General features: G+C 60.8%; 13 protein-coding genes and 1 tRNA gene. 7 read left to right on the forward strand and 7 right to left on the reverse strand.

The genetic code is table 11. From position 1 onward, the window contains the following. Positions 1-388: 388 nt before the first annotated feature. The gene (locus tag Q1W26_RS00765) at positions 389-1747 is read right to left on the reverse strand and encodes a porin (protein ID WP_300434560.1); all 1359 of its coding nucleotides are present in this window, start codon (positions 1745-1747) and stop codon (positions 389-391) included. 160 nt (positions 1748-1907) lie between these two features. After that, positions 1908-3188: an ABC transporter substrate-binding protein gene (locus tag Q1W26_RS00770; protein WP_300434563.1), complete on the reverse strand. Its 1281-nt coding sequence runs from the start codon at positions 3186-3188 to the stop codon at positions 1908-1910. Positions 3189-3486: 298 nt separating this feature from the next. Between Q1W26_RS00770 and Q1W26_RS00775 the strand changes: the two genes are divergently transcribed. The 5 genes from Q1W26_RS00775 (at position 3487) to Q1W26_RS00795 (ending at position 7197) form a co-directional block, all read left to right on the forward strand. Then, positions 3487-3711: a hypothetical protein gene (locus Q1W26_RS00775; protein WP_300434565.1), complete on the forward strand. Its 225-nt coding sequence runs from the start codon at positions 3487-3489 to the stop codon at positions 3709-3711. A gap of 27 nt (positions 3712-3738) precedes the next feature. Further along, positions 3739-4545 (forward strand): ABC transporter ATP-binding protein, encoded by an 807-nt coding sequence (locus Q1W26_RS00780; protein WP_300434567.1) that lies wholly within the window; start codon positions 3739-3741, stop codon positions 4543-4545. Then, positions 4545-5252, forward strand: coding sequence for an ABC transporter ATP-binding protein (locus Q1W26_RS00785; protein WP_300434570.1), 708 nt, complete (start codon positions 4545-4547; stop codon positions 5250-5252). Before Q1W26_RS00780 ends, Q1W26_RS00785 begins: the two co-directional genes overlap by 1 nt. A gap of 118 nt (positions 5253-5370) precedes the next feature. Continuing rightward, positions 5371-6255 carry a branched-chain amino acid ABC transporter permease gene (locus Q1W26_RS00790; RefSeq protein ID WP_366143623.1) on the forward strand — a complete coding sequence of 295 codons (885 nt, stop codon included), beginning with the start codon at positions 5371-5373 and terminating at the stop codon, positions 6253-6255. Continuing rightward, a complete protein-coding gene (locus Q1W26_RS00795; protein ID WP_300434575.1) occupies positions 6256-7197 on the forward strand; it encodes a branched-chain amino acid ABC transporter permease in 942 nt (313 codons plus the stop codon). Between the two features lie 555 nt (positions 7198-7752). Here the strand turns inward: Q1W26_RS00795 and Q1W26_RS00800 are convergent. The 5 genes from Q1W26_RS00800 to Q1W26_RS00820 form a co-directional block, all read right to left on the reverse strand. Then, positions 7753-7829: transfer RNA gene (locus Q1W26_RS00800), tRNA-Pro, on the reverse strand. A 56-nt stretch (positions 7830-7885) separates the two neighbouring features. Beyond that, complete coding sequence (locus Q1W26_RS00805; RefSeq protein WP_300434578.1) at positions 7886-8833, reverse strand: alpha-E domain-containing protein; 948 nt, start codon at positions 8831-8833, stop codon at positions 7886-7888. 1 nt (position 8834) lies between these two features. Beyond that, entirely contained in the window at positions 8835-10253 is a 1419-nt protein-coding gene (locus Q1W26_RS00810) for a circularly permuted type 2 ATP-grasp protein (RefSeq protein WP_300434581.1), read from the reverse strand. Between the two features lie 307 nt (positions 10254-10560). Continuing rightward, positions 10561-11001, reverse strand: coding sequence for a ProQ/FinO family protein (locus tag Q1W26_RS00815; protein ID WP_300434584.1), 441 nt, complete (start codon positions 10999-11001; stop codon positions 10561-10563). A gap of 168 nt (positions 11002-11169) precedes the next feature. Continuing rightward, positions 11170-11505: a hypothetical protein gene (locus Q1W26_RS00820; RefSeq protein ID WP_300434586.1), complete on the reverse strand. Its 336-nt coding sequence runs from the start codon at positions 11503-11505 to the stop codon at positions 11170-11172. Here Q1W26_RS00820 and Q1W26_RS00825 point away from each other — a divergent pair. Further along, positions 11473-13323, forward strand: a complete 1851-nt coding sequence (locus Q1W26_RS00825) for an ATP-binding protein (protein WP_300434589.1) — start codon at positions 11473-11475, stop codon at positions 13321-13323. The genes Q1W26_RS00820 and Q1W26_RS00825 overlap by 33 nt on opposite strands. Positions 13324-13457: 134 nt before the next feature. Beyond that, positions 13458-14126: a pseudouridine synthase gene (locus tag Q1W26_RS00830; protein ID WP_300434592.1), complete on the forward strand. Its 669-nt coding sequence runs from the start codon at positions 13458-13460 to the stop codon at positions 14124-14126. The last annotated feature ends 159 nt before the right edge of the window (positions 14127-14285 follow it).

Below are 14285 nucleotides of genomic sequence, written 5' to 3' on the forward strand. Positions count from 1 at the left end.
TTCCGAACTCAACCTCCTCACCACCCGGCTCCGTCACCGGAGCCGCTGCAGCAAGAGAGGCCGCATTATAGAGAACTATCAAAAACAGTCAAGAGATTAGAGAGATAAATCAGAAAAACATCAGCAGCATCCGCCGTCGCCCCTCTCAAGTTCATGCACTGCCTACAGCGCCTCCACCAACTCCGCCCTGCTCGCCTTCCTGATCAGTGGCCTGCGGCGCGGCGCGCACAGAGCCCGACGGCTGCTTTTGCGCCACAGGCGAAGCGCATTCGTTCGCTGCACGGAGGAATCGCCGCTCACGTCACGGAAGGCGGGTGGTTCAGAGTTGGAGCGGCCAGGTAAATAAGGCTGACGCCACAGGGCCAGCCTTATTATTGACGTGCCAGTGCTAGAACGACGAGTTGACGCCTACCATGTAGCCCGTCGGGTCAAAGCCTGGGCGGGCTACATTGCCAACCAGATCACCACCATTAGCCAAGGAGTAGCTGGCCTTCTGATTGTTGGTCAACTTGCCATAACTGCCGTACACCTTGGTGCCTTTTACCAATTGATAGGTGTAAGCAAGCCCGATGAGGTTGCCATCCTTGTTCAGCGAGGATTTGTCGTCGAGTTTCGAGTAGCTGGCTATTATCGTGCCGTCTCCAAACGGTATGGCTGCGCTGGTGCTCCAACCGGAAGACTCAGATAGCGTCCTGGTTATATTTTCGTAGTTGCCGCCAGAAATTTTTCCGGACAGCAGGGTTCCATATAGTTTGACAAACCCGAAGTCGTAATTCACAACAGCCTGCCAGCCTGACTTCCTGGCCAGAGCCGTCTCGCCTGCAGTGACGAAACTGGTGTTAAGCACGTTCCACGATGTGAGGGCTGTACTAAGGGCACCTGTCTTGTAAAAGAGAGCCAGATCCCAGCCTGACCCGGCCTGATCGGTTGTCGTGGTGCTCCCAACTGCGGTATTGAGGCTGGTGTTGTTCTCGCTACCGACCGTATATGTCAGCCAGCCACTGAATCCGCTCAGGTTAGGCGTGCGGTACACCACCGAGTTGTTGACGCGGGTCGGCATTCCGCCAACCACGGGCAGAAAGGTTGCGCCGCTGCCAAAAAAGCCCGGCCCAAAAGCATTGCCGAGGATCGCCGCAGCGACATACGACCCGGTATATTGGCGCCCCAGCGTAAGGGTGCCAAAGTCGTCACTTGCCAGACCTGCATACGCCTGGCGCGAAAATATCTGATTGCCGTTGCCAAGATAGCCACCGGAAGAAGGAGATGTGGCGTTGACGCCTGGCGTGACCGCACCATTGCCTACGCCCCCTGTCGACAGGTCGAATCCGACCTCCACCTCGCCGACTGCCCTGAGCTTATGACCCAGATCCTTCTGCCCCTTGACGCCTACGCTCGACGCTGTCATGCCCCCGGAATTGATGCTGGTCTTGGAGCCAAAGCCGCTATTCGTGCTGGCGACATTGACATCGACGGTACCGTAGAAGGTAATGCCCGGAATCGCCGTACCAGACGATCCTTTTGCAGTCGCGCCAGAAGCGGATTGGGTTTCCATTTTGGCGATCGCCCGGGTTTGCGAGTCCTGATTGGCGATCAGCTTCTGAATCAACTGCTTTTGTTCGGCGAGCTCCCTCTTGAGCGCCTCGACCTCCGTTTCTGCAAATGCGGGCATTGCTGCAGCCAAACCCATGACTGCTATGCCGTAGGCCAATTTGCGCGGTCGAATCCGTGATGCGTTGCAATTTTTCATGATCGTTTTTCCTTTGGATGTGTTCAATACAGTCCTGGTTTTTTATGCTGCGCGTCGTCCCGCCCCGGGCCGACCGCCTTTATTGGCACCCTAAGCAGCGCACGCAGTACTGACGGCCAATGTCATCGGCCCATTCTTCGAAATCAATGCATAAGGGGGATCAGCGCTGGACCAACTTGCATTTGGACTGGGCCAGGGGCATCGCCGAATCGGCGGCCGGAATGACGCCACGGACGTGGTAGTAATCCCACGGCTCGGTGGATTCACTGGGTTTCTTCACTTCGAGGAGCATCATGTCGTGGGCGAACTTGCCGTCCGCTCGAATGCGCCCCTTGAACAGGCCGTCGTCGATGTCTGTCGACTTGAGCTGCTTCATTACCGTCGCCGCGTCGTCGGTGCCGGTCTTCTCGACAGCCTTCAGATAATTGAGGACCGAGGAATAGACACCTGCATGGGCCATGCTGGGCATTTTCTTTGCACGCTCGAAGAAACGCCGTGACCAGGCACGGCTCTTGGCGTCACGGTTCCAGTAGAAACCTTCGGTGAGGGTCAAGCCCTGCGCGGTCTTGAGTCCGAGGGCATGCACATCGTTGATGAAGAGCACGATCGGCACGAGGCTCTGCTTTGACCCGGCAATGCCGAACTCGGCCGCCTGCTTGATCGCCGTGATGGTGTCCTGCCCCCCGTTGGCCAGCGCGATGACGTCCGCCTTGGAAGCCTGGGCGCTCAGCAGATAGGACGAGAAATCCGGATTGGGAAAGGGGTGCTTGGCGACCCCCAGCACCTTCCCGCCGCCAGCGCTGACGACCTGGCTGGCATCTTTGACCATCGCCGCACCCGCGGTGTAATCGGCCGCGATGAAGTACCAGTTTTTCTTGCCCGCATTCATTACCGCCTTGGCCGTGCCCGATGCCAGGCCATAGCTGTCGTACACCCAATGCACGGTGCTGGCATTGCAGCGCTCGTTGGTGATCGACTGGGTTGCCGCGCCCGACACCAGGGCCAGCCTGTTCTTCTGCTCGGCCACATCCATGACGGCCAGCGCCACGTTGGTGGATACCAGCTCGACGATCACATCGACCTTGTCCCGGTCAAACCAGTTGCGTGCTCGCTCCGCGCCGATATCCGCCTTGTTCTGGTGATCCGCGCTGACGATCTCGATCTTCTTGCCAGCGACCACACCGCTTTTCGCGAAGTCCTCGACCGCCATTTGAGCTGCAATCACCGACGCCGATCCGGTGAAGTCCGAGTAGCCGCCAGACATGTCGGTCAGGACGCCAATTTTCACAACATCGTCACTGATCTTCTGTTGGGCGAACGCGCTTCCTGCCGCGCCCAGGACGACACCCGCAACCACAATCCCGATCCACTTTCGGCTGCCGCCGATCCCGCGTGGCATGGAATCGCCTGCAACACCGCTTCGTTTTATTTTCTTCTGCATGTCTCGCTCCTTTGTTGTGGCCTTCGTTGATCACGGGGGTTCCGCGATGGCACGCAACGTATCGACAAGACGGATTTAAGTCAACATATTTACCTTTTTTGAAAAAAGACTGCTTGATTCACATGCTGCGATGCAAAAAAGCAAAGTTTTAAACCAATGTTTTAAAATAGTTTTTTGACTTTGCTATCGCACATCGATTTTTAATTCAAAAAAACAACTGACCATTTAAGTAAATATATTGACAGAAATAAGGTGCGTTCCTAGAATCCAGCCACTCGTAACAGGAAAGGGATCAAAGATGGACTTCAGCCTTACTGACGAACAAAAAGCGCGAGTTGAATCCGCCAGCCGCTTTGCCGGAAGCGGCTGTGCTCCCACTGCAATCGATTTCGGCTTGCAGCGCTGCCGGCGCCCGGAGCAAGAGCATCTCGGCGCAGCGGAATTCACCTGCGAAGGCCCCCACGACATCCGCGCGCTGAACATTGGCCGCCCCCAAACCGGCATCGCCGCGTTTGGCAACTAATCGGCTGGTCCGAGTGAGAAAGCCAGAATGAGCGGACACAACCCGACCGCAGCAGGCTCTGCTCCGGAGTTCATCCTCGAGACCTCCGGTCTGGTGAAGGAATTCCGGGGCTTCGTGGCGGTGAATGGCGTGGATCTGAAGATCCGAAAAGGTCATATCCACGCCCTGATCGGCCCCAACGGTGCAGGCAAGACCACATGTTTCAACCTGCTGACGAAGTTCCTGGAGCCCACCCGGGGCAGCATCCATTTCAAGGGTGTCGACATCACCCGCGAAGCACCGCAGAAGATCGCCCGCATGGGGGTCATCCGCTCGTTCCAGATCTCAGCGGTTTTCCCGCATCTCACGGTGCGGGAAAACATCCGGATCGCCCTGCAACGACGGCTCGGCACCAGCTTTCATTTCTGGAAGACGGAACGCAGCCTCGACAAGCTCGACGACAAAGCCATGGAAATCCTCGCCCTGGTCGGGCTGGAAACCTACGCCCGCATGGTCGCAGTCGAGCTCCCCTACGGCCGCAAGCGGGCCCTGGAAATCGCCACCACCCTCGCCCTCGAGCCCGAAATGATGCTCCTTGACGAACCCACTCAGGGCATGGGGCATGAGGACGTGGACAAGGTCACGCAACTCATCAAGAAAGTCTCCGAAAACCGCACCATCCTGATGGTCGAGCACAACATGAAGGTTGTTTCCGGCATCTGTGACGCCATCACCGTCCTCGCCCGCGGTTCCATTCTGGCTCAGGGGGACTATGCCTCCGTGTCCACCAACCCGGCCGTCATCGAGGCCTACATGGGCACCGAAGCGGCCCATCAGGCCACAGGGGGGCATTGATGCAATCCACCGAATACCTGCGGGTTTCCAGCCTGCATGCCTTTTATGGTGAATCCCATGTGCTCCATGGCATGGATTTCACCGTTCGGCGTGGCGAATGCGTCAGTCTGCTCGGCCGTAACGGTGCCGGGCGGACCACCACGCTGCGCGCCATCATGGGCCTCACCGGCAAGCGGACTGGCTCAATCATGATCAACGGCCGTGAGGCGGTGAATCTGGCGCCCCACAAAATCGCCCAGCTTGGCGTGGGCTACTGCCCGGAGGAGCGCGGCATCTACTCCAGCCTCACCTGCGAAGAGAACCTGATGCTGCCCCCCAAGGTCGGCAGCGGCGGAATGAGCGTCGAGGAACTCTACGAGATGTTCCCCAACCTCAAGGAGAGGCGCCACAGCCAGGGCACCAAGATGTCTGGCGGCGAGCAGCAGATGCTGGCCATGGCCCGCATCCTGCGCACCGGCGCGCGCCTTCTGTTGCTCGACGAAATCTCCGAAGGGCTGGCCCCGGTGATTGTTCAAAAATTGGCCGAAATCATCCAGACCCTCAAACAACGGGGTTACACCATCGTGCTGGTGGAACAGAACTTCCGCTTCGCCGCGCCATTGGCCGATCGCATGTTCATCGTCGAGCACGGCCAGGTCGTCGCCGAAATCGCACAACACGAACTCCAGGAAAAGCAGGCGTTCCTTCAAGAGACGCTGGGCGTATGAACTCGACGCCCCTCCCCCATCCGTCTGCGCCTCAGCCCGTCTCCACTTGGCCCTCGTCGGCTATCGGGCAGGGTGCCTCCCTCGCACCCTGCCCACATTTTTGGAGCCTCATCCGATGATCGAAATTTTTGGCGTCCCCCTTCCGAGCCTGATGGGTCAGCTCACCCTCGGGCTGGTCAATGGTTCCTTCTATGCGGTGCTGAGTCTTGGCCTGGCCGTGATCTTCGGCATGCTGCACATCATCAACTTCTGTCATGGCGCCTGCTACATGCTGGGCGCGCTGTTCACCTGGATGGCCATGGAATACTTTGGCCTTGGCTACTGGTGGGCGCTGCTCCTCGTTCCCCTCAGCGTTGCCGCCATCGGCATCGTATTGGAGCGCCTGCTGCTGCAGCGTCTGTACAAACTCGATTACCTCTACGCGCTGCTCCTCACCTTCGGCATCGCCCTAATGATCGAAGGCGGCTTTCGCTACCTGTTCGGCGCGACCGGCAAGCCCTACTCGATCCCGGACGAACTCACCGGTGCGCTCGATCTGGGCTTCATGTTCCTGCCCAAGTACAGAGCGTGGGTCATTGGCGCCTCGCTGACCGTATGCCTGTTTACCTGGTACATGATCGAGAAGACCCGGCTGGGCGCTTACCTGCGCGCCGCCACCGAGAACCCCAAACTGACCCAGGCCTTCGGTATCAACGTCCCCGTAATGGTGATGCTCACCTACGGCTTCGGCGTCGGCCTCGCCGGGCTGGCCGGCGTGCTGGCTGCGCCAACCACTCAGGTCAGCCCGCTCATGGGCTCGAACATGATCATCCTCGTCTTCGCCGTGGTCGTAATCGGGGGCATGGGTTCCATTCTCGGCTCGGTAATCACCGGTCTTGGCCTCGGAGTGGTTGAGGGCCTGACCAAGGTTTTCTACCCGGAAGCCAGCGCGGTCATCGTCTTCGTCATCATGGCCATCGTCCTGTGGCTCCGCCCGGCAGGCCTGTTCGGAAAAGGAGCATAAATGAACCCACAACGCCTGCCCTACGGCTACCTGGCTGCCGTAGCACTCCTCCTGGTGGCTCCGACACTGGTCTATCCGGTGCTGCTCATGAAAATCATGTGCTTTGCGGTCTTTGCCTGCGCGTTCAACCTCTTGCTGGGCTACACCGGCTTGCTGTCCTTCGGCCACGCCGCCTTCCTGGGCAGCGCCGCCTACCTGACGGGGCATGCCCTGAAGGTGTGGGAGCTGCCCACCCTCGCGGGCCTTGTCATAGGCACGCTCGGCGCAGGCGCCCTCGGCTGGGTCGTCGGCACACTGGCCATCCGGCGACAAGGCATCTACTTCGCGATGAGCACCCTCGCCCTGGCTCAGTTGATGTTTTTCATCTTCCTGCAAAGCGAATTCACCGGCGGTGAAGACGGGTTACAGAGCGTGCCCCGCGGCTCACTCTTCGGCATCAGCCTGTCGTCCGACACCACGTTGTACTACCTGGTCCTCGCCGTCTCCGTTAGCGCCTTTTGGCTCATTCACCGCAGCATCCATTCGCCCTTCGGGCAGATCCTCAAGGCCATCCGTGAAAATGAAGCCCGTGCCATATCACTCGGCTATGACGTCAATAAATACAAACTGCTCGCCTTTGTGCTCTCGGCCGCCGTCAGCGGCCTGGCTGGCGCACTGAAGACCCTGGTCTTCACCTTTGCCACACTCTCCGACGCCCACTGGCACACCTCGGGCGAAGTCGTCCTGATGACGCTTCTTGGCGGCGTCGGCACCGTGTTTGGGCCCGTTGTCGGTGCCGCAGTCATCGTTACCCTCCAGAACGAATTGGCCGACAAGGTCGGCTCGATGGTCACCGTCATCATGGGCTTTATCTTCGCCGCCTGCGTCATGGCCTTCAGGCGCGGCCTGGTCGGAGAAATCATTGCGCTCTACAAACGCATGATCGGAGAGAAAGTCCAGTGAAGCCCGCCAGCCCGTCACGAGGTCTTCAACCAGGTCCGCACTGACCGGAAATCAGCACCGGCCTTTGTGCCCCACGCGCCCCTCGCCAACGCAACAAGCAAGGCAGCAGAACCACATCAGGCATCCGGACGATCCATACGGAAACTTCGATAGCGAAAACGCTTGTCGCAGAAAAAGCCCGCCTTCGCAGCGGGCCTTGATTGGAACGACATCTCGGTGATCGACTCGGGAAGAACTCCGCAAGCGTGAAGACGGTTTTCGAGCTGGGCACGGCCTTGAGGGCTCGCCCGCCTGAGTTCTTCGGACTCGTGGAAGCGGAGCTTGAAGCAGCCCGGAACCCTGCCCCACGAAGCCAGTTGGAATTAGCGACTACCGGCCCTGGCAGGCAACGCCCTCTTTTGCTTTGCCTACGTCCAGCGGACGCGCAGCCAGTGGGAGGCACGCTGCAGCAGCGTGCAGACTGCCAGCTTTTGATTTTGTGGGGAAAAATCTAAACATCAAACGCTGAAAAGCACTTAGGCCACTCCGAAGAGTGGCCTAAGTGCTTGTTTCCTTTGGTCGGGGCGGCGGGATTCGAACTCGCGACCCCTTGCACCCCATGCAAGTGCGCTACCAGGCTGCGCTACGCCCCGACAAGCTGCGCATTATAGACATCGATTCCGATTTTGCCAAGTCTAAATTCAATTTTTTATGCAGTAGCCGGAATCAGGAAGTCGTCGGAGATGCGGCAGCCCAGATCGAAGATGCGATCGCGGAAATCTTCGAGGTACTTACGCATGCCGCGTTCGAAGATCCGCTCGATGCGCCCGAAGTGCAGATGCGATTCGAGTTCGCCAGCGAGTCGCTCGGTTTCGGCCGAGCGGGCGTTGGCGACGCGGCTCAGGTTGGTGTGGACTTCCTTCAGACAGCGCGCCAGGGAGCGCGGCATGTCGGCACGCAGGATCAGCAGTTCGGCAACGCGCATGGGGGTGATCTGATCGCGGTAGACCTTGCGATAGACCTCGAAGGCTGACACCGAATGCAGGAGCGCGCTCCACTGGTAGTAGTCGCTGGTGTGGGTGTCATCCTCGGCCCCGGGCAACAGGTTGAGGTATTTGACCTCGAGGATGCGCGCGGTGTTGTCGGCACGCTCGAGGAAGGTGCCGAGACGGATGAAGCGCAGGGCTTCGTCCTGCAGCATGGTGCCGATGGTGACGCCGCGAGAGAGGTGCGAGCGGTACTTGACCCATTCGAAGAAGGCTTCCGGCCCGCTCTCCATGAGCTTGGCCAGCGTGAAATCACGCATCTTGAGCCAGCTGGCGTTGGAGGTTTCCCACAACTCCGAGGTCAAGGTGCCGCGCACGGCATGGGCATTCTCGCGGCTGGCGCGCAGGCAGCGGTAGATGCTGCCCGGGTTGTCGCGATCGAAGATCATGAACTCGAGCACGGCCTCGGTGCTGAAGACCGGATGCCGGGCGAGGAATGCGTCCTGCAGCTCCATGATCTTGAGCATTCCGTCCCACATCGCCTCGACGTCCTCTCCGTTCTGGGGCAGGAGGCTCAGGCGATAGGTTACGTCGAGAATGCGCGCGGTGTTTTCGGCACGCTCCATGTAGCGTGCCATCCAGAATAGATGGTCTGCGGTTCGGCTTAGCATGTCAGGCCTCCAGTACCCAGGTGTCTTTGGTGCCGCCGCCTTGCGACGAGTTCACCACCAGCGATCCTTCGTTCAGCGCGACGCGGGTCAGCCCGCCCGGCACCAGTTGCACTTCGCTGCCGGAAAGCACGAAGGGGCGCAGATCCAGGTGGCGCGGCGCAACGCCGCTATCGACGAAGGTCGGACAATTCGAAAGGGCCAGCGTGGGCTGGGCGATGTATTTTTCGGGGTTGGCTTCGAGATACTTGCGGAAGGTTGCGATCTGCTCCTTCGTCGAAGCCGGGCCGACGAGCATGCCGTAGCCACCCGCCCCGTGCACTTCCTTCACGACCAGCTCCGACAGGTGCGCCAGGGTGTAGGCGAGGTCTTCCGGCTTGCGGCACATGTAGGTGGGCACGTTGTTGAGGATCGGCTCCTCGCCCAGGTAGAAGCGGATCATCTCGGGCACGTAGGGGTAGATCGACTTGTCGTCGGCTACGCCGGTGCCGATTGCGTTGGAGAGCGTGACCCGCCCCGCGCGGTAGGCGTCGAGCAGGCCCGGCACGCCGATCATCGAATCCTTGCGGAAGGCCTTGGGATCGAGGAAGTCGTCATCCACGCGGCGATAGATTACGTCCACCCGGCGCGGCCCCTGGGTGGTGCGCATGTAGACCTGGTCTTCGCGAACGAAGAGATCCTGCCCTTCCACCAGTTCCACGCCCATTTGCTGGGCCAGGAAGGCGTGTTCGAAATAGGCGCTGTTGTGCGCTCCCGGCGTCATGACGACCACGGTCGGATCGGTCACGCCCACTGGCGCGACGCTGCGCAGCGTGTGCAGCAGAACGTCCGGATAGTGCTCGACCGGCGCAATCCGGTGGCGTGCAAAAAGCTCGGGGAAGAGACGCATCATCATGCGCCGGTCTTCGAGCATGTAGGACACGCCGGAGGGCACACGCAGGTTGTCTTCCAGCACGTAGAACTCGCCGGCCCCGGCGCGCACCACATCCACACCGGCAATGTGGGCATAGACGTTACACGGCACATCAACGCCCTTCATCTCGGGGCGGTACTGGGCGTTATTGAGAACCTGCTCGGCAGGAATGCGGCCGGCCCGGAGAATGTCCTGGTCGTGGTAGATATCGTGGATGAAGGCATTGAGTGCCTTGACCCGCTGGCGCATGCCAGTTTCAAGCCCCTTCCATTCCGCAGCGGGAATGATGCGCGGGATGATGTCGAAGGGGATGAGTCGCTCGGTTCCCGACTCTTCGCCATACACAGCAAAAGTGATGCCGTAGCGATGAAAAAGGGAATCAGCCTCTGCACGCTTGCGGGCGATGCGCTCTGAAGGTGTGTCGCGCAGCCACGCGGCGTAAGCCGCGTAATGGGCACGAACGCTCCCGTCGTCCGCCGTCATTTCATTGAAGAATTTATTGTTGGCCATCAGCAGTCGCCTGTCATGTTTTGAAGCGGGAATACCACTTTTTGATTAGCGAGAAGCGTGCCAGGCAAAAAATCCCGAAAAACAAAACACTTGACGGCACATCGCGCCCAACTTGCACCAAAACAGTGCCCTTACGCCGGATGGGTGATTCCACGATGCAACAAATCGGTGCGTGAGAGATCAAGCGTAGCCGCCGGGGTGCTGCAGGCGGAGGGAACGAGATACGCCGCGCACAAGAAGATTGATGACGGCTGGGGCGTGGTGCTCTCGGCCGCAGCTGCAGCCAAGGCGCCCCCGGAAGAATGTATTACTTGCGGCCGAACTTTTCAGCGAGTTCAGTCAGTTTGCGGAGGCGTTCCTGTTCCGCGGCCACGGCGGCGGCGGCTGCGGCCTGCTGGGCTTTCTCGGCCTTGTGCTTGTCGGCACGGGCCTTGAAGTGCTCGCGCAGGGTCTGCGAGGCAAGTTCGCGCTGGGCAGGCGACACCGGATCGGCCGGGCTGCCGTCAAGATTGAAGCGCACTTCTGCGCTTTGCAGCGACTTCAGGTAGGGAATCGATCGCGTATGCAAGCCCATCGCCGGCCTCAGGAGCTTTTTGCTGAAGTCGGGGCGCAGCGCCATCAGTTGCTTGTCGATGCCGATCGCGAGCGGTTTGAAGTCGCCAAAAACCGCGAACTCCTGACGCAAGGCTTTGAGCATGTCTTTCGACGTCTGGATTTCGGCAGAGTCCGGTGCGTTTTTTTCTTCCATCGAGGATAAAGGTTCAGTTTTCGAAGGGTAATGATGTTAGCATCCCGGCCGGACTCGCGCTCCGAGTATCGAAGCTTGCCGCGGCATGACGCACACCCGAAAGCACCGCGGAATCCACAGCATGGCCAACCGGCGGGCAGAGTTCGAGTTCGACCGGGGCCTGCCCGCTCAATCAGCGTTGGTCAGCACGGAATCCTTCCAGCCCCTTGCCTTTATGCGGGGAAAATCAAAATCTATTTCTTTAGATATAGGTTTAATCGTTACAATCCCGACTGTTTTCAGCCTCTTACCAAAATTAGCCCGGTTTTCGCTTAGATGCCGAGGGCACCGCTCACAGCCTTGCCAAGCCCCCCATTCCCCCTCTCCCCCCGCCGCATCCGCAAAGCGATGAGCCGCCTGCTGCTTGATCTTTCGATCAGGCAGCAGATCGTTCTCGTCGCAATTTTCACGACCGTAGTCGGACTTGCTGCCGTGCTCGTCTTCCTTCTTGCCGGTGAGCTTCAATCCGCGGCCCGCATGCGCCAGGAGAGCGCCGAAAGCCTGACCCGGCTGCTTGCGGTGAATGGCGCCACCGCCCTCGCAAGCCGTGCCCCGGAATCAGCTGGCGAAATTCTCGCCACGCTCGGCGCCGACAGCACGGTCATCGCCGTCACCCTGCGCCTGCCGGACGGTAGCGAATTTGCCCGCTACCGCAGCCCGCAGCGCGCCCACGGCAACGCAGGGGCTTGCCCGCAGCCCGGCCGATCGCACGGTGCGCTGAACGCCCTGCTCTTCGAACCATTCCTGAAGGTCACCCGGCCAGTGCGCTCCGGCACGCAACACCTCGGCACCGTAGAGGCCTGCTTCGACCTGTCGCCCCTGAACGATCTGGTTCGCCAGCGGCTTCTCACGGCACTCGCCATTCTCGGCGTCGCCGGCATGCTTGCCTGGATTCTCGCCGCCCGCCTGCAGCGCCTGATCGCAACACCCGTCAGGCACCTTGCCCGGCAGATGGAAAAAGTCGGCACCACACGCAACTACGCGGTGCGTGTTGCGGCCGCCAGCGACAACGAAATCGGCACGCTGATGAACGGATTCAACGCCATGCTCGACCAGATCGAGGCCCGGGATGCCGATCTGCGCGTGGCCAAACAGGCTGCAGAAGAGGCCAACCAGGCCAAGTCCTTGTTCCTCGCCAGCGTCAGCCACGAAATCCGCACCCCGATGAACGGCGTCATCGGAATGGCCGATCTGCTCGCCTTCACCCGGCTCGATGACGAACAGCAGCGACTCCTCCGCCACATCCGCCTGTCGGCCGACAGCCTGATGCGGGTCATCAACGACATTCTCGACTTCTCGAAGCTCGAAGCCGGGCGCATGGCGGTCGAGGCCATTTCGTGCAACCCGCGGGAGATCGTCGAGGACGTGGCCGCTTTCTTCCAGCCACAGGCGTGTGAAAAGGGGCTGTTGATCCAGTGCCGGATTGCCGACACCCTGCCCGTCGTGATCGAAGCCGACCCGATCCGCCTGCGCCAGATCCTCAGCAACCTGATCGCCAACGCGCTCAAGTTCACCAGCCAGGGCGAGATCACGCTGCGCCTCGACCACCGACGCCTCGACAGCATCGACGGCCCCCGGGCCCTGCTGCACTTCAGCGTCGCCGACAACGGAATCGGCATCGATCCGGCGGTCGTGCCGCGCCTCTTCACCCCCTTTACCCAGGCCGACAGCTCCTACGCGCGGCGCTTTGGCGGCACCGGGCTGGGCCTGGCCATCTGCCAGCAACTGGTGGATCTGATGGGCGGCGAGATCGGCGTGGACAGCGATCCCGGCCAGGGCTCCAACTTCTGGTTTACGGTGACCGTACCGATCCGCCAGGACGCCCGCCTGTCTGCAAACGTACCGCACCACCCTCTCGACAACACCGACACCCGTGCCACCCTGGCCGGCACGCGGGTGCTCGTGGCGGATGACGACAGCGTCAATCAGGTGCTCGCCACCATGCAGCTCGAACAATTCCACTGCGAAGTCACCACGGCCAGCAACGGTGCCGAAGTGCTGGCCCTGCTCGAACGCCACCCATTCGACCTGATCCTGATGGACGGAGAGATGCCGGTTCTGGACGGCTACGAAACCACCCGCCGCATCCGCCAGGCCGAACAGGGCGGCCCGCGCCACATTCCCATCGTCGCCGTATCCGGCAACGCAAGCCTGGACGACCAGGAACGCGCCCGTGCCTGCGGGATGGACGACTTCCTGCCCAAGCCCTATAGCCAGGCCGCGCTGCGGGACATGATCGTCCGCCACGTAAAAGCCCGGAAACCGGAACTCAGGGTGGCCTGACGGGCCCCCACCCGATCGATACACGCGATTGACACAAGCACGGCAATAGCACCGCCCGACGCCTGGCGCAGCGCCCGCGCACCCCGCGGAAAAGACTGTGCCAGAATGCAGCCCCCCGCCGAAGCCGCTCCGCCATGCCCACCCCGCCGCCGCTGATCTACTCGCCCCCGCCTGGCGCACCCTGCGTGCTGTACATCGACGAAGCATTGATCGTTCTCGACAAGCCGTCGGGCCTACTGTCGGTGCCGGGCCGCGGCCCGGCCAACGCCGACAGCCTGGCCACCCGCGTGCAGGCCGAATATCCCGACGCGCGCATCGTGCATCGCCTGGACATGGCCACCTCGGGGTTGATCGTCATGGCGCGCGGCGCGGCCATGGAGCGCCGTCTCAGCATCGCCTTCCAGCAACGACAGGTCGAAAAGCGTTACGTGGCGGTGGTTACCGGAAAACCCGACGCACAGAGCGGCGAAGTGAATCTGCCGCTGATCTGCGACTGGCCTAACCGGCCACGGCAAAAGGTGGATTTCGAACTCGGCAAAGCCTCGCTCAGCGTCTACGCGCTGCTGTCGCACGACACCGCCAGCAACACCAGCCGCGTCGACCTGCGCCCCCACACCGGGCGCACCCACCAGTTGCGGGTGCACATGCAGGCGATCGGCCACGCCATTCTTGGCGACGAGCTCTACGCCGATGAAGCCACCTGCAAGGCCGCTCCACGCCTGCTTCTGCACGCAACGGAACTGACCCTGCCCCATCCGCTCACGGGGCAGCCAATCCGGCTGCTAAGCCCGCCGCCGTTCTAGAGGCCCCTGCCTGATCCTGCTTCCGCTCGCTGCCGGCCAAGCGCCGACACGTGCTGCGGGCGAGGATCTGCTGAACGGACGGCAATACCCGGCAGCCTGATAACTTCCGTCATCGTCCTGAAACCTGCAGAAAGCATCCTGCGAAAGGATTCTGGAGGC

The sequence above is a fragment of the Zoogloea sp. genome (genome assembly GCF_030157465.1).
GTDB lineage: Bacteria > Pseudomonadota > Gammaproteobacteria > Burkholderiales > Rhodocyclaceae > Zoogloea.

What these genes read in the sequence shown, in the direction of transcription:
- Q1W26_RS00765 (WP_300434560.1), bottom strand. Translation starts at nt 1,747, where the DNA reads ATGAAAAATTGCAACGCATCACGGATTCGACCGCGCAAATTGGCCTAC.
- Q1W26_RS00770 (WP_300434563.1), bottom strand. Translation starts at nt 3,188, where the DNA reads ATGCAGAAGAAAATAAAACGAAGCGGTGTTGCAGGCGATTCCATGCCA.
- Q1W26_RS00775 (WP_300434565.1), top strand. Translation starts at nt 3,487, where the DNA reads ATGGACTTCAGCCTTACTGACGAACAAAAAGCGCGAGTTGAATCCGCC.
- Q1W26_RS00780 (WP_300434567.1), top strand. Translation starts at nt 3,739, where the DNA reads ATGAGCGGACACAACCCGACCGCAGCAGGCTCTGCTCCGGAGTTCATC.
- Q1W26_RS00785 (WP_300434570.1), top strand. Translation starts at nt 4,545, where the DNA reads ATGCAATCCACCGAATACCTGCGGGTTTCCAGCCTGCATGCCTTTTAT.
- Q1W26_RS00795 (WP_300434575.1), top strand. Translation starts at nt 6,256, where the DNA reads ATGAACCCACAACGCCTGCCCTACGGCTACCTGGCTGCCGTAGCACTC.
- Q1W26_RS00805 (WP_300434578.1), bottom strand. Translation starts at nt 8,833, where the DNA reads ATGCTAAGCCGAACCGCAGACCATCTATTCTGGATGGCACGCTACATG.
- Q1W26_RS00810 (WP_300434581.1), bottom strand. Translation starts at nt 10,253, where the DNA reads ATGGCCAACAATAAATTCTTCAATGAAATGACGGCGGACGACGGGAGC.
- Q1W26_RS00815 (WP_300434584.1), bottom strand. Translation starts at nt 11,001, where the DNA reads ATGGAAGAAAAAAACGCACCGGACTCTGCCGAAATCCAGACGTCGAAA.
- Q1W26_RS00830 (WP_300434592.1), top strand. Translation starts at nt 13,458, where the DNA reads ATGCCCACCCCGCCGCCGCTGATCTACTCGCCCCCGCCTGGCGCACCC.